This window comes from Coleofasciculus sp. E1-EBD-02 (assembly GCF_040218245.1).
Classification (GTDB): Bacteria; Cyanobacteriota; Cyanobacteriia; order Cyanobacteriales; family Coleofasciculaceae; genus Coleofasciculus.
This window is the reverse complement of record NZ_JAVJQN010000059.1, coordinates 54,563-78,916: the sequence shown is the minus strand read 5'-3', so window position 1 is coordinate 78,916 and position 24,354 is coordinate 54,563. Positions and strand designations below refer to the sequence as shown.

The window sequence follows — 24,354 nt, the reverse complement described above, 5'->3', positions numbered from 1 at the left end:
GCAAGCCTTTGCAATAAGTTATCGTCGTCATAGCTATTCGTTACCCGATTTCTTACCAATTAAGTCAACAATATCGATAAGACGATGACCACCAGCGATACTAATACTATAAGATTGTATTTTACCATTGAGTTCCCATCGGCGCAAAGTGCAAGACCGTGGCACCTAGTCGAGTGGCTGCTTCTTGGGGGGTTAAACTAGACATTGCCTGACTATATCAGAGAAAATGTCTAGTTATGTCACTAATTGTCTAGATATTTACGGACTGTTAGTTAACCCCATCCGAACTCGAAAGCCTCGCCGCTATCCTAATCCGAGACTTAACCGCCAACCTAAACGGAAACGCGATCGCACCTTATCTCAACGCCCTACGTCAAGGTATAGCAGTAGACACATCGATTAGGACAAACGAACTGTTGTAGAGACGTTGCATGCAACGTCTCTACCAAATGATGCGTCCTAACCGCTATGGCGATTGCTATAACACTGATCTGCTGCACAGCTTCAGTTTCCGGCGATTTCTTTTCCCATCCATTGACAGTCATTCTGTCACTACTTTTGGCTGACTTGGCGGAATCTGCTCGATCGCGATTAAAGCTTCCATGACTGACTTAACAATCGGTGCTGCTACTGTAGAGCCAAAGGCATTTCCCTTCGGTTCATCCACCACCGCCATCACCACATAACGTGGAGAATCCACACTGAGAATTCCCACAAAGCTGGTAATTTTGGCATTGGTAAAATACCCCCCCGTGGGACTAGCTTTCTGAGCCGTTCCCGTCTTCCCCGCCACTCGATACCCTGAAATTTGAGCCGTTTTTCCTGTTCCTTGGCTAACCACAGTTTCCATCATTTCCAGAACGTTCTGACTGGTTTCTGGTGAGAAGATGGGGCGGGGCGCACTCAGGCGTGGTTGCCAATATAGCTGACCTTGACTATCAAAAAGTCCTTGTACCATATAAGGCATAACTAACTTACCCCCATTGGCTAACGTAGCATGGAGTTGAGCAAGCTGAAGCGGCGTTAATGAAAAGCCTTGACCAAACGCTGTTGTGGCTGGTTCGATGGGGGAACTGGTAAACTTTCGCTGATTTTTGAGCTGTCCGGCGGTTTCAAAGGGTAAATCTGTTTCTAATCTCTGACCCAATCCCAATCGTTCTAGCCAACCATAGTAAACCTCAGGCTGCATTTGCTGCATCATCCGCACCATGCCCACATTACTGGAATGTTGCAGGATTTGTGCCGGATTGATCATGCCATGGGCTTTTTTGTCATAGTTGGCAATGGGCCACCGACCGATCTGAATCGAACCCGTATCATTAAATAAACTATCAGGACGAACGACCCCAGATTCCAGCGCGATCGCTACATTCAAAGGCTTAAATGTGGAACCTGGTTCATACAAATCTGCCAATGCCCAATTTTTAAATAAACTAATGTCAGAGGTCGAATATTGATTCGGGTTATAGGTTGGTTCTGAGACTAACACCAACAAAGAACCATCCAAGGCATCCATAACAATGACAGTACCTCGTTTGGCATTAAATTCCTTAATTTTTTGCTTAAGGGCAGAACGTGCCGCACGTTGTAAGCGACTATCTAAAGTCAGTTGCAACCGCAGATCATCTGAGTGAAGAAACCCTTCTGGAATATGATCCGGCATCAATGTTCCATTACCTGCCCGACTCATTCGCAGCGTGCGAATTTCTCGTTCTAATAATTTTTCCTGAGAATACTCAATTCCTGCCTGACCCTGATGATCAACATTGACGTATCCAACCACATCGGCGGCTAAATCTTGCTGAGGATAAAGGCGAGAATATTTGGGAATCAGTTCGATCCCATCCAAACTTAATTGAGCAACTTTGTTCGCTGTATCTTCTGTTAATGATCCGCTAACTTGAATCCCTGTATTTCTTTTATTAAATAGCGTTTCCAAGTCAGTAGACGACTTGTCCAGAATTGGCGCTAGCTGAGTCGCTATATTGGCTTTGGATAGCTTAAACAGTTTGGGATGAACGTAAAGGGTATAGACGCGCCGATCCACCGCCAAAACATTACCATTACGGTCAACTATTGGACGACGCGGAATAAACGGGCGCATATAAATCATCTGCTGTTGCCTTGCTTTTTCTTCCAAGCTAGGTGAGATGACGACTTGCAGCCGATATAAATTGAATAAAAGCCCAAAACTCCCTGCCATCATGATTACCCAAATTAGCAGCAATCTAAACCCAGGGCGCTGAAAAAGTGTTGAGTGTTGAGTTTTGAGTTTTGAGTTTTGCATTCGATCATTCATCCTGCCCAAGTAACCTCTACGACTTTACCCAAACAATGAGTGTCACCGATTCGCTGGGCGCAATAGTCTCCTCTGCCCCTGTACTCTTCTACTCCCAATAGGGTTGGGATAAGCTCTAATTAAATCTTTTCTTCCTCTGCTCCCCCAGCTCCCCCAGCTCCCCCAGCTCCCCCAGCTCCCCCAGCTCCCCCAGCTCCCCCAGCTCCCCCAGCTCCCTCTACACTTCTGTGTGTTACCTCAATATCCCAAAGGAGTCTTTGCCAGGCTTTCTTGATCAGGCGTCTGATTCGGAGATTCCTGGAATGGGCGCTGAGGTGCCGGAGAGAGCAAAAGGGTATTGGCAGTCGTAGGTGTTACCAAACCTGTGGCAGGGCGTTCCGCTTGTTGAGCGAGTTGATCTTTGATGATTTCATTCGTTGTTGTCAGATCACGCTCATTCCGCTGGAGCGTTCCCAATTTTCGGTATTCTTGCGTCCACTGCTGCTGGGTATATACAGTCCAGGAATAAATGGTTAGTGTCACAATACCCAGGATCAGCGTGATCACATCCGAACCGCGTTGCAGGATTATCAGCGATCGCAACCAGCCAGGAGTCCGTTCTCGTGAGGTGTTCAGCCTTTCTACCTTTTGGCGACTGGTTCTAGACGCCACGGGGGACACAGGGCTTGATCGAGATGACCGCCTTCTCGAGGAAATCGGAACTTGGCGAGAAGGATGACGTTGAATTGGAACAGAACGAGAGACAGCATTCATAAGCGTTTGGCAGATATTTGTGTTTTTAGTTTTGTGTAGGAGCAAGTTTGACTATTATCATTTCTTACCTGACAAAGGATGCGACTAAACTCGCCCCTACCGAGTTTTGAGTGCAAGAGTGTTGGCTGTTAACCATTGACTGAGAAAATTCTTCCCCATCTTCCCCATCTTCCCCACCTCTCCATCTCCCCATCTCCCCTGTCAACTTGGTTTAGCGACTTCCCGTGACAAGTCAGAAGCAGGAGTGGGGGATTGAGAGGACGAGGGACTCGATTTTAGGGCATGATGATGGCGCACTGGGATTTGCAAAATAAACTCAGTCCCTTGACCCGGTTGCGATCGCACGTCTAGTTGCCCCTGGTGTTGATTAACAATGGTTTGATAGCTCACGGTTAAACCTAAACCTCGACCTTCTCCAACGGCTTTGGTTGTGAAAAATGGCTCAAAGATACTTGAGAGAACGTCTGGATTAATCCCTGCACCATTGTCAGCGATACTAATTTGTACCCGATCCTCATCCGCAGAATGAATGCTCGGTTGCCACTGCGTTCGCAGGGTAATCATTTTATCAGAATTGGGCGAACGATTGAGTGCTTCAATGGCATTCGTCAGAATATTGAGAAATACCTGATTGATTGGCTTAGGGTAACATTCGACATGAGGGAGGTTATCGTAATGCCGTTCTATGGTAATCGTATTGATGCATTGGTTGTGTAGGATTAATAACGTATTTTCCAATGCCGCGTTGATATCAATCAGTTTCACGGAGGCTTCGTTGTGCCGCGAAAATCTCTGCAATAACTGTACGATTTCCTGAATTCGCTGGGTACCTGATTGCATGGATTGCAAAATTTTTGGTAAGTCCTTGCTTAAAAAGTCAATTTCCACTTCCTCTAAGATGTTTTCTAGTGTCGGTGAGGGGTTCGCATATTCACGTTGGTAGGCTTGCACTAAACGCAGCAAATCATTGACATAATTTTCTAAGTAAGGAATATTGCCATAGATGAAACTAATGGGATTATTGATTTCATGAGCCAACCCAGCCACCATTCTACCTAAACTGGACATTTTTTCACTTTGAATCAGTTGGACTTGGGTCAGCCGCAGTTCTTCAATCATTTCTGCTAGTTTTTGGGCTTGCATGGCATTATGTGCCGCTTGTTGCTGGGTGCGGGTATATAAATATGCCTGTTGCAGGGAAATCGCGAGTTGATCAGCCACTGCTTGGGCTAATTCTTGATCATGTTTTGACCAATAGCGAATGTAAGCGCATTGATTGAGGTACAAAATGGCATAGAGTTTACCATGGGCTTGCACTGGAACCACTAGCGAGGATTTGATTTGGGCAGATTGGTATTCTTCGTTGTTGGCATCAATCCGTTCATCTTGAATAACGTCGGGAATCACTACCGCCTGTCGGTGCTGAATAATCCACTGGGTAATTGGTCCTTGGGGATTAAATGTGTCTTTACAAGGGGTAAAGGGTTGGCGATACACCTCATAGAGATGATCCCGGTTTAATGACTCACCATGACAGGTAGCGGCGGTTTCTGCGTTGACGGCTGGCAGATCTGACGTTTGGTAATCCTCGACTAAATGCACCAAACATCGATCGACTGCCAACGCTGAACACAGATGGCTAATCGCTTCCGTTAATATGGTCTGGGGATCAAAACTCTGGCGAGTTTGGCTGGTAATATGATTAACGAGCTGTTCCCGAATGGCGTTGTTCTGGGTTTGTTCATAGAGTTGGGCTTGACGAATAGCAATTTCTAAGGATTCGGCGATCGACTCTAAAAATTGAATTTCTGGAGTTGCCCAAAACCGAGGTTGCTCACAAAGACAAGCAATAAACCCAATTCCGTTTTCTTTACCTGTGACGGGAATCAATAAGCTTGCTTTATAGTCCCAGAGGGAGGGATTGGGAATGAGTGATGGGGGATTGGCAGAGGATTTCTGTAAAAGCTGTTGAATTCTCCACCGTAGTCCTGTGGGTGTCAAGTGCGCTGTGCCACGATTAACGATCTGTTTCCCTTCCGCGATCGCTCTTGCCATCGTACCAAAACATTCTAGGGGATACTCTCCCAAATATGAGGGCTGATGCTCATGTTGACGGCGTTCGCAGACAATCTCAACTTGCCCCCTTTCTTCCCAATACCAGAAAAAACTACAACAATCAAGTCGAAGCAACGCCGCAATTTCGTCTACGGCTGTTTGCACAACAACCGATAATTCTAGGGAATTACGGATGCGATCAACGATTTTTTGGGTTAGTGCTGCTTGCCTTGGGGGATACTTGATCCAAGCTTGGATCGATTGAAAAGCGTGATAAAGATTAGAAAACACAATGCATTCCTTAAACAATCCTCCGCACCCACCTTGACGGCTTGTCCTGATTTTATAGGCTAAACCATCAAAAAAACCCTATATTAACAATTATGCAGCTAATTTAGTTATTCTACGGAGTTCTTCAGAATTTACTGAATCATAACCAACCTTCAGACAACTGGGTCAGACAAGCGGGTGAATGTCATTCCAGTCTATCTGATAGATCTTCCTTCACTCTTACGTTAGCCAAACGGCGCGTAAGCGCAGCGTAGCGAAGTACTACTCTTATCGATCAGTTAGAGTGGGATCATTGTCGCTGGATTAAGGAAAAAAGCAGTAGTCGTGTTAAAACTATAAAGTTATAGTAAGCTAACATAACGTCTGATTTGACGCAGTCCTTAACACCAAGGGGAGTGTATGACTAAGAAATTACTGAGTTTGCTGCTGGTATTGGCTTTAGGAGTGAGTTTGGGCGCTTGCCAAAATGAAGCAGGTTTAGATGAAGCTCCAGCAGAGGGTGAAGAAGCCGTCGAGGAACCTGTTGAGGGTGAAGAAGCCGTCGAGGGTGAAGAGGCAGAAGAGGCAGAGTAACCCCCTGAGACTCCCGCGAGTCTACAGCCTAGCATCAGAGAAATGCGATCCACATCCTGGGGGATGCAATGCCACTTTTATTTATTGGCATTACTGGCGATTCATGCCACGCTTCCCTTTGGGGCGAGACGTGAGGCTTCTCGCTGATTAAGTTAAAGAGCGATATCTAGACAGTCTTGTCAGGTATCGCTTTTTGCTTGGCTTCAAGCCTTGGTGTATCAATTGCCATGAACCATGAACCCTAAACAACGACATTGGTTGCACTTTGGGCTACTCGTGTTATGGATAGCCCTTGGTGCAATTCTGCGCTTGAGTCGTTTGGTGTCTCTACCCCCATGGACTGATGAATGTGCCACGATGGTCTTTAGTTTGGGCAACAGCTTTCAAACCGTGCCACTGAATCAGTGGATTAGTTCAGATGTCTTGCTCTATCCCTTGCATCCTGTGGCTGATTCAGATATTAGTTCAGTTGTCAACCATTTAAGGCAAGAAAGTACACATCCACCGATTTATTTTGTCTTAACCCATTTGTGGATAAAGGTCTTTCCTACCAATAACGGATTGTTATCCTTATGGGGGGCGCGATCGCTCTCGGCATTATTGGGAATTGCGGCTATTCCTAGCCTATTTGGTTTGGGGTATTTGGCGTTTGGTTCTCGGTTAGTTGGTCAAATCGCCGCCGCGATGATGGCGGTTTCACCTTACGGGATTTTCCTCGCCCAAGATGCACGTCATTACACTCTGGCGATTTTATGGGTGATTGCGTCTTTATCCTGTTTAGTTGTGGCAATTCAGAATATCCACCGTGAGGAACCGTTATCAGTAGGAATGGGATTAGTGTGGGTGGGTGTCAATAGTTTGGGAATCGCCACCCATTATTTTTTCAGCTTAACCCTCTGTGCGGAAGGGGTGGTGCTGTTGACGCAGGCTTGGCAACAGGGAAGGAAAGATCCTCAGAGTTGGGTGCGATCGCATTGGCGGCGTATCTATGCGGTTGCTTTAGGGACGCTTGTCGGGGGTTTAGTCTGGCTACCTGCTTTATTCAGTATCTACGGTAGCGAACCCACAGCCTGGATAGCCGACGGGGATCTCACTCGTGAATGGTTAGCACCCATCGGGCGGCTGTTTATTTGGGGGCTGAGTATGATCGTCTTGCTTCCCACCGCCACAACTATTCTGCCGATTTGGATCGTGATAATCTCCGGTATCGTAACGGTGTTATTTGTGGTTAGCCTGATACCGAGACTCGGTAATGGCTGGAAACTCCAACAGCACTTTCCTGATCGCCGTTTAGCCTTGCAGATTTTGGGGGTATATTTAGGGAGTGCGATCGCGTTAGTCTTTGGCATCACCTATGGTTTAGGGTTGGACTTAACTCTAGGGGCACGGTTTCAGTTCGTTTACTTTCCGGCTGTAATCCTGTTATTCGCAGGGATGCTGGCTGGAGTTTGGCAGCAGGTGACATTTGATTTAGCTTCTAGGCTAAACCATGGTAAAGCCATTGTGGCAATGATTTGGCTGATGGGATTAATGGGAGGATTCACCGCAATTGGGAATTTAGGGTACTTACAAAATCACCGTCCCGATTTGCTTGCACCTGTAATCCAAGAAGCTTCTCAATCTCCCGTATTCATCGCCACTACTCACAAGCATCATGGGCAAACTGGGCGACTGATGGGGTTAGCGTGGGAATTTAAACGATTATCGGATAGGAATAATTCTGAAACGGATAGAACTACATCTGCCCAATTTTTTCTAGCGGATCGCGATCCCCAAACGACAACCTATACAGACGCGATCGCACGCTTACAAAACACATTAACTGAACTGCCACGCCCCTTCGATTTATGGTTAGTGGATTTTCGGACTACGGTTGATTTAGAGGCACAGCATTGTTTTCGCGATCGGTCTTATGGGTCATGGGCAGGGGAATATAAATATAAACTTTATCGTTGTCAAGTCGGAAAATAAAGAAAAATTATAGACTAAACGTTTCGATTTAAATTCGCCAATTATCCAACCTCAGAGGATAACCTAAGGATTGAACTCGCTGATAGTGAGATAAATTGCCAGTTACCAAAGTAAGATTATGTTGTAGAGCGATCGCAGCAATCATTGAGTCAGGATAACCAATGGGTTGTCCTATTCGTTCTAAATCCGCATAGATACGTCCTGCTAATGCGGCATCTGGCAGTTCTAGTGTCAAAACCTCTTCAGAGGTAAGTGTAGCTAAAAACTCGTGAATACGATCTTCTCGTTGACGTTTATGCCAACCTTGGACAACCTCCATAACGGTAATAACCGAAATTGTGTAGCAACCGAAAACAGCACGATAAGCAGTAGCTTTAGCTATAACCCTTTGATTAATTCTCCTAAAAATTTCAGACACAATGTCTGTGTCAAGCAGTGCCTTTTCCAATTTTTTCGTTGAATAACTGTACTCTCCGATTTTTTAGGGCTTCTTCAAGTATCTCACCAACAAGTTCCGGTTCATCAGCAACTAATCCTAACCAAGGATCTTTTGTTCTTTTTTGCCGAACCAGTAGTTTGATAACGTCTGCAATCAGTTCCGGTAATGTACTTTGCTGAGACTCTGCCAAAAGCTTGGCACTTTCAAGAGTTTGTTGGTCGAGTTCAACTTCGATCTTCGTCATGCTGCCTAGCCTCTTGCATCAGGAGCTTGGTAAAATTCTAGCATTGCATAACCTCAGACATCGATTAGCACGAATCATTTAGTAGAGACGTTCCGCCGGAACGTCTCTACTACAGTTAGGGAGTTGCGGCTTAATAATATACCAATCAAGCTTGGCTGAGTTGATGAATACAGCTTTCCTCACTGGTACTTTATTTTTACGCAGCTCCCTTAGTTATTCCCATTAAACCGGAAACGGTAAAAACGGGATCGCACTCACCAAGGTTTGCAAATTGTCAGCTAAAGCGGTTGAGAGTTGCTGGGTAATCGGTAAACTATCCACCACGATGCCAGTACACAAAAGCATCATGTACAGAATCGAGTACTTAAACAGCCCTCGCGCCAGTTGGTTATTGGTGGGACTTTGTAATAACTGCCATGCTTTTTGCAGGAAAATACTACCCAACACCAGCGCGATCGCGCCATACACCACACCCGATACTCCTAACGGATAAATGAATAACAGCGACGCTGGAACCACTAACAACGTGTAAACCCAGATTTGACGGGTTGTAGACTCTTCACCTGCTACAACAGGCAACATGGGAATCCCGACTTTGGCGTAATCCTCGCGAATCATCAAAGCTAACGCCCAGAAATGGGGAGGAGTCCACAAAAAGACGACAGCAAACAGTAACCAGGCGGGTAAACTCAACTCTCCCGTCACCGCCGCCCAACCCACCAGCGCTGGAATTGCCCCTGCTGCACCGCCAATCACGATGTTTTGGGGTGTATGGCGTTTGAGTAAATGGGTGTAAATCCCCATGTAGAAGATAATGCCCGACATTGCCAATAATGCAGCTAGAAGATTGGCAAAGACGGCTAATAGGGTAAACGATGCCGATCCGAGAGCGATCGCGAATAACAAGGCATCACGAGTCTGTATCCGCCCTGAGGGAATTGGACGGCTACGGGTGCGTAGCATCTCATAATCGATATCGCGATCATAAATGCAGTTGAGGACTTGAGCCGAAGCAGCGGCTAAGGTTCCTCCAACTAGGGTAATGAGTAGTAACAAGGGATCAACTTGCCCCTCAGATGCCATCCACATCCCTGCGGCTGTCGTAATCAACAGCAGGGGTATGATACGCGGTTTTGTGAGTTGGTAGTAGCTCTGAATCACTTGCCGGAAGTTTTCATGTTGACGGGATATAGTTGTCCCAATCATTAAATTCACCAATTCCTTATTTATTGAAACACTATATACAATCATTAACACTTTGACACAATCGCCGCTTTAATCCTGTAGGGGCGGGTGAGTAGGGGAAGCTGGGGGAGCTGGGGGAGCTGGGGGAGCTGAGGGAGCTGGGGGAGCTGGGGGAGCTGGGGGAGCTGGGGGAGCTGAGGGAGCTGGGGGAGCTGGGGAAGCTGGGGAAGCTGGGGGAGCTGGGGGAGCTGGGGGAGCTGGGGGAGCTGGGGGAGCTGGGGAAGCTGGGGAAGCTGGGGGAGCTGGGGAAGCTGGGGAAGCTGGGGGAGCAAATGACAAATGACAAATGACAAATGACAAATGACAAATGACAAATGACAAATGACAAATGACAAATGACGAATGACAAATGACAAATGACAATCCTTGCCGTTAACTTTAATTGTCCCCACCTACTTTTTCTACCGCTAGCCCAGTGGTGCGATCGCGTAATGCCAAAACAGTAAAGACAATCAAATCTCCCAGTAATGCAGCACCTACAGCTTGATGAGACACGGTTAGGGGTTCCACCTGTAGGTGTAACCAGAACGTCGCCACTCCCAGAATAATCTGTAAAATTACTAATCCACCTGCCAGATTTGCCAACTGTCGCAACAGGGGATGGAGGGCAGGTGTGCGCCATGCCAAAATAACCAGGGTTAAAGTGACAAACGTAGCTGGGACTACACCCGCAATATGACTATTCATCACGGTGCAAAGTTGAGATGCGCCAAAGCATTGATGTAATGCCCAACGGGACGCCACCAAACCTCCCAACAAGCTTTGTAAGTAAACCAGAATAGCTGCCGTCAAACCCAGCCAGGATAAGCGTCCAACCGCTCCTGTACCCTTGTAAGGCATCAGGGCAGTACCAATAATCAGTAAGGTAGAGAAAAACAACAAGGCTGTACCCAAGTGAGCCGTCACAATATCAAACCGTAACAGTTCGGTCACCGTTAAGCCACCCAAGACGCCTTGAAACACAATTAAACCCAAGGCAAAGGTTGCCGCCCAAGGCAGCCACTTGGGTAAAAAACGGCGATCCCACCACGACAAACCCATTAGGGCGATCGTACTGACGCCAATTAATGCCGCATCGAGGCGATGGAACCATTCCAAAAAGACTTGAAAATTCATCTGCTGACTTGGCACCCACTGTCCATAGCACAGGGGCCAATCCGGACAAGCGAGTCCAGCATTCATCACCCGCGTCGCACTCCCTACTGCCATCAACAGCAATGTAGCGATCGCGATTTTCCAAACAAGGCGGCGGGTACGAGCCCTGGCTTGGTTGCGATCGGGGGACTCAATCGTATGTTGAGGAAGGACGGATTCAGTCATAGCACTCATTGCTAATTAACTCTATCAAACCCTGAGTACCAACTTATGAGTTCGTCAAACTCAGGGGTAGTTCATTTACTCACACGATAACGCGGCTGTTGATTACCTGCCTCACCGTAGGTTTTTAAGTTGACCAGATGGATAGGATCGTGTCCCTACTCTATTTGGTGTTGGTGCGTAAGTCCTGCACCTTATCTAGCTGCTGAAACTTCGGCAGGTAGGTACTTCTCAATCATCTGACGGTATTCGCTTTTTTGTTTTAAACCCTTAAGTTGATCCACGATTTCTTTGTCTTTGAAAAATTGTACCGTCGGTGTGCCAGTAACCATGGCATTTTCCGCGATTTCGGGTTCTGCTTCAATATCGACCTCGACAAAATGAATGTTGCCCTCATATTCATCCACCACTTTATTTAAAATTGGCTTCAGGGTATGGCAAGGACCACAGTTGGGTGACACATACTTGACCATAATCAGGCGATCGCTCTCGTGGAAGAGTTTGCGTAGGGCATAACCGCCAACATGCCGTGTCTTGTTAATATCAAAGGTTGCTTCTGTGTCTGCTGTCGGTTTCTCGTCTGCCGTCTGGGTTGGTTGTTCAGATTCGGGTTTCTGGTGATACTCCTGAATTAAGCTATTAGCAGACAACCAACGTTCAGCTAACATGGCAGCCATACAGCCCGTTCCCGCCGCCGTAACCGCTTGGCGAAATTCATGATCTTGCACATCACCTGCTGCATACACCCCTTCTACAGTGGTTTCAACCGAACCCGGTTTGGTGATAACGTAGCCCACCTCATCCAGGTCGAGTTGTCCTTGGAACAGGGAGGTGTTGGGAGTATGACCGATCGCGTAAAATAATCCCTTAACCTGTAAGTCGCTCTCCTCGCCTGTTTGGTTGTTATGGAGTTTAACTCCACTCATCCGACCATTTTCGCCAAACACATCCACCGCCTGCGTATTCCAGTGAACGGTGATATTGGGGTTATTTAGCACTCTATCTTGCATGGTTTTCGATGCCCGCAGTTGGTCACGACGCACCAAGAGATGCACATGATCCCCATATTTGGTTAAGTACACCGCTTCTTCAGCGGCTGAGTCACCCCCACCCACCACAGCTAGGGATTGACCATGAAAAATGGGAGTCGCACCATCGCAAATCGCACAGGCGGAGATCCCATGACTCCAGAATTGGTTTTCACTGGGGAGTCCTAAACGTTTGGCGGTAGCGCCGGTAGCAATTACAATACTGTGGGCTTGGACTTCTCGTTCATCAGAACGGATAATAAAAGGACGCCGACTCAAATCCACAGACGTGACATCCTCGGTGTAGCACTCTGTCCCCCAGCGTTCGGCTTGGGCTTTCATCCGATCCATCAGTTGCGGACCTGTGATCCCTTCGGGGAAACCGGGAAAGTTCTCTACGTCAGTTGTCGTCATTAACTGACCGCCAGGAAGTCCCCCGGCTTGGAAGCCTTCAAACATTACGGGTTTAAGGTTAGCACGGGCGGCATAAATGGCAGCCGTGTAACCGGCAGGACCCGAACCGATAATCACCAGATTTTCTACGGTAGAGCTGGACATATAAATAAACTCATAACGACTCCGTTTAACGGTCTAGTATAGCGGTTTTTGAGGGTTGAGTTGAAAATTATCTCCCTTCAATTCCCTGTTGCAACATTTGTTTGGTGAGAAGAGAGGAAGGGATGTTCAGGGTATCGGGGTAAGTTTTCAATATGGTTTCAACGGTAGCTTGCCATAAATCAGAGAGGACTTGACGCCAAGCCTGACGCTGGATGGTATATGATTCCTGATTACACCATTGTGCGATCGCCTCGGATAAATCTTCAATCTGATCCGGTACAGGTGCAACCCACTGCTTTAACTGTGCCAAATCTTGGGCTGAAAACAGATCAGGCTGATTAGTTAAGAGTTCGATAAAAGCCGCAACCTTTTGTTGTTGAAATAACCCTTCTGTCTGTTGCACAACCTCTAGCGGTAAATCTTGCAACTGGGCGATTTGCAACAAACTTAAGCCAAATTCTATCATGCGCGGTATCGCGGCTAACTTGGCTTTCAGTTCACCCCGGTACTCACCTATCTGCTCACCTTCTTCTAAGGCTTCTTGATAAACTTTAGTCTGCTTGAGTTCACTTAAGCTGAACATTGCTTCAATCTCCTCGCGGCTTTTGTGTGGTAACTTGTAAACAATGATTGTCTCAATTAAGTTGATCAGGTTGCGCTGAGTTGCTTGATCATCGATTTGGGCTTGAGCTTGTGCAATTAAACGTCTTGCCCGTTCGGGTGCGGTTTCCTCATCCTCAATCACCAGCTTAACCATCTCAATCCCAAGTGAACCCGATGAGGTTTCTCCTAATTCATCAATATAAATGCGTTTGACTCGATTGAGGGCAAGGATTTCACCAAACTGAAACGCTTGTTCTCTTTCAATCCTACGAGTGGGATAGATCACGACAACCTGCCAAGGATGACGCGGTTGGTATTGCCTCAAGTAGAGAAAGAGTTCACCAAATAATCGATAGTATAACGCTTCATCGGGTTGAAACTGAACTTCTAGCAGATAGAACGGTTTTTCTGCGTCTTCCGTCGTAGGTAAGAACAAGCCGTCTAACCGGAAGGAAAGTTGTTTGATTTCACGGGAGGTGAATTCATAGATGGCGGCTTCCTCTGGCGCGGAATCGATGAGTTCAAATAAAATGGCTGGAAATTCGAGAAACAGGTTATAGAAGATCGTGTCGGTTTTCACGCTGAATTGCCGAAAATGGACGCTCTGAACATTGACCACTATGCCAGGAGCGATCGCGAACAATTCCTATTACCGTTATCTTGACAAATTGACATATTTACCATTCGAGTAGGGTGAGGAGAGCGAAGCGTAATGCACCACCTTAGTTTTTCGGGCGCAAGCCTGGATCTCCTACAACCTGTTTCCTCCGTTCAATCCTGATAAAATCAGATAAAACACCATTTCCCAGGTCAAAATTGAAACAACTCGTTGAATTTTCCCTAGACGACAACACCACCTTCTTAGTCGAGGTAGATGAACCCGAAACGACGGCGGTTGAACGAGTCGCATTACCCTCGGGGCGATTAGCCCTCAAAGCCCAACGTTCCTTTGATCAGGCACTGGATACAATTAAGCCTGTCGCCTCTAAGATCATTTCTAAACTCAACGATCTCAACACACCTGCTGATGAAGTGGAAGTCAAGTTTGGGCTAAAGTTAACCGCTGATGCAGGCGCTGTCTTTACCTCTGTGGGTGGCGAAGTCAGCTACGAAATCACATTGAAGTGGAATCAGTCTCAGTCAAGGAAACGCGATGGCAGATAACTCAGCTTACCTGAATGCCTTTAAAACTGGGATTATTCGTATATCCCACGCGAATGGAGTCGTAGTTGGAGCGGGGTTTCTCGTTTCTCCTAATTATGTGCTAACTTGCGCTCATTTGGTAGCTCAAGCCCTGACGATTTCCCCAAATACCCCTGATGTGCCGACAGGTTTGATTGACCTAGATTTTCCTTTAATTGCACCGGGACAGAAAATTAAGGCAAGGGTAGAGTTTTGGCAACCCGTGAATCCTGCGGTAGCTGGAGAAGATATTGCGGGATTAAAGTTAGAAGGTGAATGTCCGCCTGGAGTGCAACCTGTGCGGTTGGTTACAGCCGACGACGTTTGGCAACATCCAGTACGGGTGTTTGGCTTTCCCAGTGGGCATAATGATGGCGTTTGGGCGACGGGGGTACTGCGTGGGGAATTAGGCAATGGGTGGATACAGATGGAAGCCGTTAATGTTCCCGGTTATCGGGTAGAACCGGGGTTTAGTGGTGCGCCAGTGTGGGATGAAACCTTGTCGGGGGTTGTGGGGATGGCGGTAGCGGCGGAACGACAACGGGAGGGGGTGAAAGCGGCATTTATGATTCCGACAAAGGTGTTGAGTCAAGCTTGGTCGATGCTCGGTCAATCAGGGGATTTTGTCCCCCAATCAACGCCACACAAGTCTAGCAAAAAACTGTCGAGAGCTACAAAACTGAAAATTGAAAAGCTTGAGGCTGATCTCAATAAGCTAGAGGCAGATTACAAACAGGTCGCTCAAAAGAAACGACGCGAAAGTAACCCGCAAGAACTGAATAACTTGGAACTACAGCTTGATGAAATTGCAAACCATATGGAGGAATTGGAGCAAAAGCTTGATACACTAACGAATGAAGATGAGTAAAGCCAGACGACTTCGTATCGAAAGCCTTGAGGATGATCTGCAAAAGCTAGAGGCAGATTACAAACAGGTTGCTAACAAGAAACGGCGTGAAAGTAATCCACAAGAACAGAATAACCTGGAACTACAGCTTGATGCGATCGCGAACCAAATTGACCACATTGAGCAGGAACTCAACCAGCTAAAACAGGGAGAGGCAGGGAATCAAACTCAGCGCCTTATGGCTATTTTAGCCTCCGTTGATCCACCAACAACCCAACGGATCAAGGCAGCTTACCTAGCCTCTCGCCCTTCCAGTTGGAGTGATTTTCGTCCCGCCATTCCCCCCACAATCGAACAACTGTTGGCAGATTTAGCTGATATGCCTTCTGGGGATAGTGGGTACAAGCGAATGGATCAGTTTGTGGCACATTTAATTGCCGATGATCAAATTCCTCAGTCCTTGCGTCAACAGTTACAGGATTGGCTGAAGCAAAACGTTGATGATGTTGCCCAATTATTGACGCAAATTAAACCGGAAACCAAACCAGAACAATTCTATCTCATGGTATGGATTCAGCCCAGCCAGCAAAAAAAGAATTGTTATTTTATCAAAGCCTGGTTAGCGATTCCTAACCCATCTAGTCTGAGTGGAAGCAACTATGACTACGAACCCATTTCTCTAGCCAATACTGAAGCCGAACCCGTTTCCTTAACTCAGATTCCCCAGTTACTCAAAGAAATTCTGATTCAAAGTAGCCAAAAATGTGCGATGAGTGACTTAACCCTGGAATTTTTCTTACCTCGTCAGTTACTTAATCATGATGTTGATCGGTGGGAAATTGAGATCAGTGAGGATTTGTTAATTCCCCTTGGCGTGGAATGTAGCGTTGTCGTGCGTTCTGAGGAGCGACTTTCACCAAATTATTGTCTCAAAAAGAAAGATTGGCAGAAAAAATGGCAGCGACTCAAGCGACTTAACCATTACCCTTCCTCTAAACTTGTTGCTTCAGGGGATTGTGCTTGGAATCAACTCTATGTTGAGTTAAGAAAAGAGGATATTCTTGGCTGTACTCTAGCCAAGGTTCCCCAACCGATGGGAAAAGAAAGCGTTTTTAATGTGATTTTAGGGACAGCGATACCTTTAGCGATATGGGTACGGTGTAATTTAGCGCATTTAAATTGTTCCCAAGAATTAAATCAATTATTAACGTGTTGTATTTCTGAACTTCCAACTACGATAAAAGGAAAACGGGAAGCGGCTTTTGCGTCTCATCCCCACCTGCGCGGACTGCATATTGGCTCTCATCTTTCCCTGATGTGGGAAGATCCCGATCGCGTCCCACCTACGATTCACTATTCTACACCTTAAAAACAATGGCACTAAAAATTTGCATTTTGGGATCACCGGAATCTTTAATATATCGTAGGGTGGGCATTGCCCACCAACCTTAATTCATACCAAGTTGTAGTCTAAAGTAGAATTTGTCATGCTGAGCAGAATGCAGTGAAACGGAATGACGCGAAGCATCTGTCCAGATTCTAAAGCTCGTTCCTCGCTATAGCTTCGCTTCACGCTTCGCTCAGAATGACATGATAGAACGCAACTTGGTATCAGTATCATTCAGCTTAAAAACCTTGGCGGGGCGTAGGATACACGTTGAGGAAAAGGGCGCACGTTTGGAGAAAGGGCGCACGTCGGTCATCGGGCGCACGTCGGTGCGCCCCTACAATTGTAATCGATAAATTTAATGGCATAATGCTTTTAGTCATCACAATAAACAATGAATAATGAGCAATTAAAAAATTGGCAGATTTTTCAGGGAACAGGAACTCCCCACAGCGAAATAAATCGCCTTCCGCCACCTCCAAGCTGGCGTCAATTTGATGGACTAGCAAATGGTGCTACCGCCGCCAAAAAGCAGCAACGGGGGGCTACGTTTCAGGCGCGTCCAGAGGAAATTGAACTCGTTAATGCGGCACTGTATTTACGACGCCCTCTATTAGTTACTGGAAAACCGGGAACGGGAAAAACATCACTGGCTTATGCGATCGCCTATGAATTACAATTAGGAGAAGTCTTAAGGTGGTCAATTACCACGCGCACCAATCTCAACGATGGACTTTACCGGTATGATGCCATTGGTCGCTTACAAGATGCCCAAGGTAAGGGTGAAGATAACTTAGAGGAGATTGGTCAGTATATCCGGTTGGGTTCTCTGGGAACCGCTTTGCTCCCCTCTGATAAACCTAGGGTATTACTGATTGATGAAATTGACAAAAGCGATATTGATTTACCCAATGACTTACTGCATATTTTTGAGGAAGGCGAGTTTGAGATTCCGGAGTTGGTTCGGATTGCTGGCAGATTAGAACAAGTGGAAGTTCGTACCGCTTATGGCGATGAGACGGAGATAACGGCGAAAGATTTTACAACAGTTGTTAGCAAAGGACGAGTCCGATGTCAAGCCTTTCCGTTTGTGATTTTAACGAATAATGGAGAGCGAGATTTTCCGCCACCGTTTTTACGTCGCTGTCTGCGGCTGAATATGAGGGAACCCAATCAGGATGAACTCACCCGAATTGTTAAAGCGCATCTGGGTGAAAAAGTTGCTGATAAAGCTAAGGGTTTGATTGCTCATTTTTTAAAGAAGCGAGAACAGGGAGATTTAGCCACGGATCAGTTACTTAATGCGATTTATTTATTAACCCGCGAACGGATACCATCGGGTCAAGAAAAAGCGAAGTTAGTTGAGCAATTGCTTAAGTATTTGAGTAGCACAGAGGATTGATTCCTGTCCTTAGATAGCCCTCACCCCCAACCCCTCTCCATCCCCCCTAACCCCCCTTTTTCGATCCCCCTCCCGTCCCCCTTCAAAAGGGGGAAGCCAAAGGATGCTTCGCTTTTTATTCCATGGGGGGAATAGGGAGAGGGGAGCAAGAGTATGTAGCAAGAGTATGTAGGGTGGGCAAGAATGATAAATCTGGAAATGCTTATAGTATCGTTAATTGCTCTTGCCCACCTCACGGTAACTGGCTTTGACTATAGGGTTCTTTATGGAATATAAATGGTGCGTTACGCTTCTCTAACGCACCCTACAATTCTGACTTTATTTATCTCATATTGTCAGAAGTTGATAGATGAATAAGTTTTTTTAAGATTCTCAAGACATCACCTAAACCATTTTTGCGATTGCCAATTCCAAACAAATCAGACATGGCATACAGAGGGGTAGCGGCTTTGACTAATTTGAGAAACAGAAAACTTCCTCCATTCGTAATCATACCGAAGCTAGGTTGCTCTGAATTAAGGTTTCCTAGCATATAGGCAAGAATTTGGGCTAATCCAGCTTCGACAGAGAAATGAGCTTGTTTTGATTCAATTACCATCACCCAAAGTTTGTCTTTCAAAACTAAGGTGTCGAGGTTCCCTTTGACGAGAATTCCTCGTTCTTCATCTTGGGCGGAGATTTGGACACTGCTCTCGGCTCTTAAATTCAAAGGCGCTAAATAAAATTGTCCGATAAATAATAAGGGGGAGACAACTGCCAAATTAATGGGTTTTTCTAGCAAGGGTGGTTGTTTGAGTAAATTGAAATAGCCAGCGCGGACTTGTTCGAGAAGTTGTTTTTGCCAGTCGGTGAGTTCGGGTAAGTCGGATTGCCACTCCGGGAAAAACTGTTCATCGTCAACTCGCTGAAGCTGAAAGTAGGTTTCTAATTGTTCTAGAGTGACATCTCTGGCTTGAATGGTTTGAACCATACTATAAAAGAATAGGGGATAAAGTTTTGTACTAGGTTGTTGATTGGCTTTAGAGGAATTGTAGCTTAAGTGGGATAAGGCAGAAGGAAAGAAAGAAGTTTAGAGAAAATCTGCTGTACAATGTGCCTATGATTCAACAGGCGATCGCACGACTCAATCGGCTTCTGTGGGCGCACGTCGGTTATTGGTGTCAAGTTAAGCTACAGCCGTCACGCCTATGCCTGTCTCCCAAGCGTGACAGAGGAGAGCAATAGGGCAGACGTAGCCTCATTCTCAGGTTTTAGAAGGGAATGAATCGCCGCCAAATCATTGCATTTGTTTGCCTGGTAATTTTCAGCCTACAATAGACCCAGAAAGCCGTTCTATGAGCAGAATATGGAAGCCATCAATATAAAAGAAGAGGCACGACGATTGATTGATAGATTGCCAGAGAATGCGACATGGGATGACTTAATGTATGAAATTTATGTCAGGGTAGCGATAGAAGCGGGACTTGCGGATAGTCAGGCGGGTAGAATAACCTCTGTGGAAACAGTGCGTCAGCAATTCGGATTACCAACGTGAAGGTTTTTTGGACAGATACAGCCGTCAAGCATCTTTCCGGGATTTATGCCTACATCGCCCAAAATTCACCTCAATATGGGCGTCGAATGGTTGATCGTCTGACGAGACGTTCGGAACAGATTGCTGCGTTTCCGGCTTCAGGTCGAATGGTGCCAGAGTTTGAGAGGGAACAAATTCGTGAAGTGATTGAGGGTTCTTATCGGATTATTTACTACATTAAACCCGAGCAAATCGATGTACTGGCTGTGATCCATGGTTCGCAACAAATCACTGAAGATTATTCCCCATCATCGGAGTAAAATGTCCGTATGATTCAACAGGCGATCGCACGTTTCAATCTAGTTTTCTGGGTGCAGGTTGGGGTTGGGGTTGGGATTGGGCGCACGTCAGTGCGCCCCTACGAGGCTCATTGATTTCTATTCTCTATGATTCAACAGGCGATCGCACTCCTCAATCAGGTTGGCTTAGAACTTACGGCAGAAGAGATTGCCGATATCTTTTGGTTGGCGCTGCAAATGGGGGAAACTGAATCTATATCCGAGTCTCCATCTATCCCAAAAACGCCCTTATCTGAACGCCCCATAACTGAAGACTTCTCCCCAGAAACGCCGCCGATAAATTTAAATCCGCCAACAGCTACGGCTAGCGAACCCTACGCTGAACTCTATCCCTCTCCTCCACCTGCTTCTATCCCCCAGTCTGATTCTCATTCTCCGCCATCTGCTTCTTCTCCATCCCCTCAGCTAGATTCTCCCCCACCGTCTCAACTCCTTCCCTTTGAAACGCCAGCCGCCCCCGCCCTGCGGAATCCTTTAGCCATTGCCCGGGCAATTCGTCCCCTGATGCGGAAAGTTCCATCCCGTACTGAAACCATTCTGGATGAAGAAGCCACAGCCCGACAAATTGCCGAAAAAAATATCTGGATTCCGGTGCTAGAACCTGCACCCGAACGCTGGTTAGAATTAGCGCTGGTTATCGAGGAATCGAGTTCCCTCCCGATTTGGCAAGAAACAATTGCAGAATTTCAAACACTGCTGGAACGCCAGGGTGCCTTTCGCGATGTTCGCACCTGGCGCTTAAATGCTAATGCCGATGAGTCATTGTACCTCTTGCCGGGACAGGGTTCAGCCACACTCAAACAACGCCCCCGCAACCCCAAAGAATTGATTGATCCCTCAGGGCGGCGGTTAATTCTCCTGGTTAGCGACTGTGTATCTGATATCTGGCGTTCAGGCAAAATCCAGACTCTGTTGCGGCGGTGGGCGAATCAGAATCCCGTGTCTGTGCTTCAGTTATTACCCGAATCCTATTGGAGACGCAGTGGTTTAGGTGCAGGGATTTCTGTGCAACTGGGGGCGTTTGCACCAGGGGTTCCTAATTCCCAACTGGTAATTGAAGAGATACCCCCCTGGCTGGAGGTGAATTTAGCCACAGCATTACCATTACCTGTGGTAACACTGGAGCCTGAACCCTTGGCGCAGTGGGCGCGGCTGGTGGCGGGTACAGGGGGAACGCGGATGCCGGGAGTATTATTTGATCCGGCGTTAATGGAGGCGATGGCTGAGGAGATGGAACAGACAATCGCCTCACGTTCAGCATCAGAGTTAGTCCAGCACTTTCGGGCAACGGCGTCTTCCACCGCCCGACGCTTGGCAGGGTTAATGGCGGCGATTCCGGTAACCTTGCCTGTGGTGCGTCTGATTCAGGAAACCATGCTGCCAGAATCGGGGCAGATTCATATTGCTGAAGTGTTTATGAGTGGGTTATTGCGTCCCATTTTAGAAGGGAATGGTAATTCACCAGATGGGGAAAACCTCTCTCCAAACCTCTCTCCTGCAAGGAGAGAGGCTTTGAATGCTTCCCCTTCCTACCCCTTCGTGGAAGCAAGCTACGCAGGAAAGGGGGCTGGGGGGTTAAGTTTTTCCCATCAATCTGAACCTATTTACTATGATTTTCAACCCGGAGTGCGGGAATTGTTGCTGGATTCTATTCCCATTTCCGATACCGATGAAGTGTTGGAACAAGTGTCTCAGTTTATCGCCCGTAAAGCCGGGGTTTCGATTAAGAGTTTTACCGCATTCCTATCGCCTTATGCTAAATGGGATGAAACAGTGCAAAAACAGATTGCGCCCTTCGCTCAGGTTACCCGTCAGGTGCTGCGGCGGTTGGGAGGAGAGTATGCAGCGTTAGCGGAGCAGTTGGAACGACGTTCTCCGGTTATTCCTGATATCTCAGATGATGCGGTTTCTGGGTTTCCTCCCTTACAAACCTTTACGCTTGAAGAGGTAACTATCTCCCTTAAAGCTGAGACAGAAACCGCCCTTGATCTGCAAGCATTTGATTTTAAAGTGGCAAAGATACAGATACAGAATGCTGTTAAAACTGCTGAGGAAGCCGTTTTTGCTATGACAGGACGATCATTTAACGATATTCAAAAAGGTATCCTAAGAGGAGCATTAAAAAATAAAACCTACGAAGAAATAGCGGTTTCAGGATTATACAGCTCAGTGTATGTGAAATCTATAGGCGCTAAGTTATGGAAATTACTGACAGAAGCGTTGAATCAAAAAGTTAGTAAAACTAATCTGAATGCTGTGTTAGGCAAGGGATTAACGATTCACCATTTTCAGCAACAAGCTTGGAGTTTTACCGAGGATTTAGGTAAAGGAATTCAACTAGAGATGGTAGCCATTCCCGAAGGTAGCTTTGTCAGGGGGGCACCAGAGGACGAAACTGGACGGGAAAACTCTGAATCTCCTCAGCATACGGTCACAGTTAATTCCTTTTTTATGGGTAAATACACCATAACCCAGGCACAATGGCAAATCGTAGCTGATCTACCGCGAGTTAATCGTGAACTTGAACCTGATCCATCTGAGTTTAAAAGTGCAAACCGCCCTGTAGAGAATGTGTCCTGGTATGATGCTATGGAATTTTGCGATCGCCTTTCTCAGAAAACTGGACGACTCTATCGCCTACCCAGTGAAGCCGAGTGGGAGTATGCCTGTCGTGCGGGAACAACCACCCCATTTCATTTTGGAGAAACGATTACAATCGACTTGGCGAATTACCGAGGTACGGATGACAAAAGAAGGGGTTGGTCAGGTTCCTATGGTCAAAGTCCCAAAGGGATTGATCGTCAAGAAACAACTCCTGTAGGTAGCTTTAAGGTGGCTAATGATTTTGGACTCTACGATATGCATGGGAATGTATGGGAATGGTGTGCTGACCCTTGGCACGAAAACTATGAAGGTGCGCCAACAGATGGCAGGGTGTGGAAGGATGATAATGATCATGATAATGAGCATCGGGTATTGCGGGGCGGTTCCTGGTTTGACTTTCCTGTAAACTGCCGTTGCGCGTGTCGCTTCCATTATTCTTCAAATGACAGGAACGTCCCCGTTATGGGTTTTCGAGTTGTATGCGCCGCCGAGTAGAGTTTGTAATCTTTGCCCTTTTATTGTCCTTCTTACTTATACGTAGCGTTAGCTAAATTTTCTTGCCTCTGTTGTTCAACTATTAAGCATATTGAATCTAAGGTGACAAAACTATGGCAACACCGCCAATCAGTAATCAAGGACAGCAGACTAGGTTTATTGTTAAGCGTCGGCAGCGACAGGCTCAATATTTCAGCGAAGACTTGGGCAATGGCATCACGATGGATATGGTGGCGATTCCAGGAGGGACATTCCTGATGGGTTCCCCAGAGACAGAAGAGGGGCATTCTGATGATGAAAGTCCCCAGCATCCAGTAACAGTTCAATCCTTTTTCATGGGGAAATACCCGGTGACTCAGGCGCAATGGCAGGCGGTTGCTAATTTGCCTCAAATTGATCAAGAACTTGACCCTGACCCGTCTAATTTTAAAGGATCAGATCGACCGGTTGAACAAGTATCGTGGTATGATTGTCTGGAGTTTTGTGCGCGTCTGTCACAGTACACAGGACGAGACTACCGACTTCCCAGTGAAGCCGAGTGGGAATATGCCTGTCGTGCTCGAACTACTACTCCTTTTCATTGTGGCGAAACGATTACTACGGATTTAGCTAATTACGACGGCAACTATACTTATGCGGCGGGGGCTAAGGGTAAGTATCGTGAGGAGACTACCCCAGTCGGGAGTTTTCAGGTAGCGAACGCCTTTGGCTTATTCGACATGCATGGAAATGTGTGGGAATGGTGTGCTGATCATTGGCATGATAGTTATGAAAGTGCGCCGTCGGATGGTCAAGCTTGGCTAGTAGATGATAATAAAAATGAGAATCATTCTCGACTGTTGCGCGGTGGTTCGTGGTACATCACTCCACAGGAATGCCGTTGTGCGTATCGCCTCAGGAATACCCCAGACTACGGGAACAACACCGTCGGGTGTCGGGTCGTCTGTGGTGCGGTGTGGACTCCTTTGCCCCCTTGACACTAGGGAAAGGGCGGGTTTTGTTGAAAAGTTATCGGTGATATCGTTTATTGAATCCCTAAACCCGCCCCTACAGAATTTATAAACTAAACCCGGGCAATACTTCCTCCCCTGACAATACAATAGGCATCGCCACAACTTCCACATCTTGATGATAATTAACTATCCCTGGGGCGAACGCTATAATGGTACATCAGGGTTGGCTACACACA

At 46.7% G+C, this 24,354-nt stretch carries 21 protein-coding genes and 1 pseudogene; 11 read left to right on the top strand and 11 right to left on the bottom strand.

What is annotated here, in order from left to right:
- Positions 1-36 precede the first annotated feature (36 nt).
- The 4 genes and pseudogenes from RIC07_RS10315 to RIC07_RS10300 form a co-directional block, all read right to left on the bottom strand.
- A pseudogene (locus RIC07_RS10315) lies at positions 37-205 on the bottom strand (IS607 family transposase); the annotation flags it as partial.
- Between the two features lie 336 nt (positions 206-541).
- The gene (locus tag RIC07_RS10310) at positions 542-2,287 is read right to left on the bottom strand and encodes a peptidoglycan D,D-transpeptidase FtsI family protein (RefSeq protein ID WP_446394437.1); all 1,746 of its coding nucleotides are present in this window, start codon (positions 2,285-2,287) and stop codon (positions 542-544) included.
- A 249-nt stretch (positions 2,288-2,536) separates the two neighbouring features.
- The gene (locus tag RIC07_RS10305; protein ID WP_446394436.1) at positions 2,537-2,950 is read right to left on the bottom strand and encodes a hypothetical protein; all 414 of its coding nucleotides are present in this window, start codon (positions 2,948-2,950) and stop codon (positions 2,537-2,539) included.
- A 303-nt stretch (positions 2,951-3,253) separates the two neighbouring features.
- Positions 3,254-5,398: a GAF domain-containing protein gene (locus RIC07_RS10300; RefSeq protein WP_446394435.1), complete on the bottom strand. Its 2,145-nt coding sequence runs from the start codon at positions 5,396-5,398 to the stop codon at positions 3,254-3,256.
- 399 nt (positions 5,399-5,797) lie between these two features.
- Between RIC07_RS10300 and RIC07_RS10295 the strand changes: the two genes are divergently transcribed.
- Both RIC07_RS10295 and RIC07_RS10290 read left to right on the top strand, forming a co-directional pair.
- A complete protein-coding gene (locus tag RIC07_RS10295; RefSeq protein ID WP_446394434.1) occupies positions 5,798-5,971 on the top strand; it encodes a hypothetical protein in 174 nt (57 codons plus the stop codon).
- Positions 5,972-6,205: 234 nt separating this feature from the next.
- Positions 6,206-7,942 (top strand): glycosyltransferase family 39 protein, encoded by a 1,737-nt coding sequence (locus RIC07_RS10290; RefSeq protein ID WP_446394433.1) that lies wholly within the window; start codon positions 6,206-6,208, stop codon positions 7,940-7,942.
- A gap of 28 nt (positions 7,943-7,970) precedes the next feature.
- Here the strand turns inward: RIC07_RS10290 and RIC07_RS10285 are convergent, their stop codons facing one another.
- The 6 genes from RIC07_RS10285 to RIC07_RS10260 all read right to left on the bottom strand — a co-directional run bounded on the left by RIC07_RS10285 (position 7,971) and on the right by RIC07_RS10260 (position 13,956).
- Positions 7,971-8,390: a PIN domain-containing protein gene (locus RIC07_RS10285; protein ID WP_446394432.1), complete on the bottom strand. Its 420-nt coding sequence runs from the start codon at positions 8,388-8,390 to the stop codon at positions 7,971-7,973.
- Entirely contained in the window at positions 8,371-8,625 is a 255-nt protein-coding gene (locus tag RIC07_RS10280; RefSeq protein WP_446394431.1) for a hypothetical protein, read from the bottom strand. Before RIC07_RS10280 ends, RIC07_RS10285 begins: the two co-directional genes overlap by 20 nt.
- 222 nt (positions 8,626-8,847) lie before the next feature.
- Complete coding sequence (locus tag RIC07_RS10275) at positions 8,848-9,831, bottom strand: heme o synthase (protein WP_446394430.1); 984 nt, start codon at positions 9,829-9,831, stop codon at positions 8,848-8,850.
- A 417-nt stretch (positions 9,832-10,248) separates the two neighbouring features.
- A complete protein-coding gene (locus RIC07_RS10270) occupies positions 10,249-11,190 on the bottom strand; it encodes a COX15/CtaA family protein (RefSeq protein WP_446394429.1) in 942 nt (313 codons plus the stop codon).
- A 191-nt stretch (positions 11,191-11,381) separates the two neighbouring features.
- Entirely contained in the window at positions 11,382-12,773 is a 1,392-nt protein-coding gene (gene trxB, locus RIC07_RS10265; RefSeq protein ID WP_446394428.1) for a thioredoxin-disulfide reductase, read from the bottom strand.
- Positions 12,774-12,840: 67 nt separating this feature from the next.
- Positions 12,841-13,956 carry an Rpn family recombination-promoting nuclease/putative transposase gene (locus RIC07_RS10260; RefSeq protein ID WP_446394427.1) on the bottom strand — a complete coding sequence of 372 codons (1,116 nt, stop codon included), beginning with the start codon at positions 13,954-13,956 and terminating at the stop codon, positions 12,841-12,843.
- Between the two features lie 236 nt (positions 13,957-14,192).
- Here RIC07_RS10260 and RIC07_RS10255 point away from each other — a divergent pair, with 236 nt between their 5' ends.
- The 4 genes from RIC07_RS10255 (at position 14,193) to RIC07_RS10240 (ending at position 18,194) form a co-directional block, all read left to right on the top strand.
- Complete coding sequence (locus RIC07_RS10255; RefSeq protein WP_446348005.1) at positions 14,193-14,540, top strand: CU044_2847 family protein; 348 nt, start codon at positions 14,193-14,195, stop codon at positions 14,538-14,540.
- Positions 14,530-15,426 carry a trypsin-like peptidase domain-containing protein gene (locus RIC07_RS10250; protein ID WP_446394426.1) on the top strand — a complete coding sequence of 299 codons (897 nt, stop codon included), beginning with the start codon at positions 14,530-14,532 and terminating at the stop codon, positions 15,424-15,426. The genes RIC07_RS10255 and RIC07_RS10250 overlap by 11 nt, the downstream gene beginning before the upstream one ends.
- Complete coding sequence (locus tag RIC07_RS10245) at positions 15,419-16,774, top strand: VMAP-C domain-containing protein (RefSeq protein ID WP_446394425.1); 1,356 nt, start codon at positions 15,419-15,421, stop codon at positions 16,772-16,774. The genes RIC07_RS10250 and RIC07_RS10245 overlap by 8 nt, the downstream gene beginning before the upstream one ends.
- A gap of 412 nt (positions 16,775-17,186) precedes the next feature.
- Positions 17,187-18,194 carry an AAA family ATPase gene (locus RIC07_RS10240; RefSeq protein ID WP_446394424.1) on the top strand — a complete coding sequence of 336 codons (1,008 nt, stop codon included), beginning with the start codon at positions 17,187-17,189 and terminating at the stop codon, positions 18,192-18,194.
- 322 nt (positions 18,195-18,516) lie between these two features.
- Here RIC07_RS10240 and RIC07_RS10235 read toward each other — a convergent pair whose 3' ends face one another.
- Positions 18,517-19,164, bottom strand: a complete 648-nt coding sequence (locus tag RIC07_RS10235) for a restriction endonuclease subunit R (protein WP_446394423.1) — start codon at positions 19,162-19,164, stop codon at positions 18,517-18,519.
- Positions 19,165-19,286: 122 nt separating this feature from the next.
- On the opposite strand from RIC07_RS10235, the gene RIC07_RS10230 reads away from it, so the two are divergent.
- From RIC07_RS10230 to RIC07_RS10210, 5 genes are all read left to right on the top strand, one after another.
- Positions 19,287-19,418 carry a hypothetical protein gene (locus RIC07_RS10230; RefSeq protein ID WP_446343926.1) on the top strand — a complete coding sequence of 44 codons (132 nt, stop codon included), beginning with the start codon at positions 19,287-19,289 and terminating at the stop codon, positions 19,416-19,418.
- Positions 19,419-19,539: 121 nt separating this feature from the next.
- Positions 19,540-19,728 carry a hypothetical protein gene (locus RIC07_RS10225; protein ID WP_446343928.1) on the top strand — a complete coding sequence of 63 codons (189 nt, stop codon included), beginning with the start codon at positions 19,540-19,542 and terminating at the stop codon, positions 19,726-19,728.
- Positions 19,725-20,027 (top strand): type II toxin-antitoxin system RelE/ParE family toxin, encoded by a 303-nt coding sequence (locus RIC07_RS10220; RefSeq protein WP_446348014.1) that lies wholly within the window; start codon positions 19,725-19,727, stop codon positions 20,025-20,027. Before RIC07_RS10225 ends, RIC07_RS10220 begins: the two co-directional genes overlap by 4 nt.
- Positions 20,028-20,153: 126 nt before the next feature.
- The gene (locus RIC07_RS10215) at positions 20,154-23,165 is read left to right on the top strand and encodes an SAV_2336 N-terminal domain-related protein (protein WP_446394422.1); all 3,012 of its coding nucleotides are present in this window, start codon (positions 20,154-20,156) and stop codon (positions 23,163-23,165) included.
- Positions 23,166-23,278: 113 nt separating this feature from the next.
- A complete protein-coding gene (locus RIC07_RS10210; protein WP_446394421.1) occupies positions 23,279-24,142 on the top strand; it encodes a formylglycine-generating enzyme family protein in 864 nt (287 codons plus the stop codon).
- Positions 24,143-24,354 lie beyond the last annotated feature (212 nt).

Excerpts from the sequence above, each read along its gene's own strand:
- RIC07_RS10250 (WP_446394426.1), top strand. The coding sequence starts at position 14,530 with ATGGCAGATAACTCAGCTTACCTGAATGCCTTTAAAACTGGGATTATT.
- RIC07_RS10225 (WP_446343928.1), top strand. The coding sequence starts at position 19,540 with ATGGAAGCCATCAATATAAAAGAAGAGGCACGACGATTGATTGATAGA.
- RIC07_RS10235 (WP_446394423.1), bottom strand. The coding sequence starts at position 19,164 with ATGGTTCAAACCATTCAAGCCAGAGATGTCACTCTAGAACAATTAGAA.
- RIC07_RS10210 (WP_446394421.1), top strand. The coding sequence starts at position 23,279 with ATGGCAACACCGCCAATCAGTAATCAAGGACAGCAGACTAGGTTTATT.
- RIC07_RS10275 (WP_446394430.1), bottom strand. The coding sequence starts at position 9,831 with ATGATTGGGACAACTATATCCCGTCAACATGAAAACTTCCGGCAAGTG.
- RIC07_RS10215 (WP_446394422.1), top strand. The coding sequence starts at position 20,154 with ATGATTCAACAGGCGATCGCACTCCTCAATCAGGTTGGCTTAGAACTT.
- RIC07_RS10245 (WP_446394425.1), top strand. The coding sequence starts at position 15,419 with ATGAGTAAAGCCAGACGACTTCGTATCGAAAGCCTTGAGGATGATCTG.
- trxB (WP_446394428.1), bottom strand. The coding sequence starts at position 12,773 with ATGTCCAGCTCTACCGTAGAAAATCTGGTGATTATCGGTTCGGGTCCT.
- RIC07_RS10270 (WP_446394429.1), bottom strand. The coding sequence starts at position 11,190 with ATGACTGAATCCGTCCTTCCTCAACATACGATTGAGTCCCCCGATCGC.
- RIC07_RS10280 (WP_446394431.1), bottom strand. The coding sequence starts at position 8,625 with ATGACGAAGATCGAAGTTGAACTCGACCAACAAACTCTTGAAAGTGCC.
- RIC07_RS10290 (WP_446394433.1), top strand. The coding sequence starts at position 6,206 with ATGAACCCTAAACAACGACATTGGTTGCACTTTGGGCTACTCGTGTTA.
- RIC07_RS10295 (WP_446394434.1), top strand. The coding sequence starts at position 5,798 with ATGACTAAGAAATTACTGAGTTTGCTGCTGGTATTGGCTTTAGGAGTG.
- RIC07_RS10240 (WP_446394424.1), top strand. The coding sequence starts at position 17,187 with ATGAATAATGAGCAATTAAAAAATTGGCAGATTTTTCAGGGAACAGGA.
- RIC07_RS10310 (WP_446394437.1), bottom strand. The coding sequence starts at position 2,287 with ATGCAAAACTCAAAACTCAAAACTCAACACTCAACACTTTTTCAGCGC.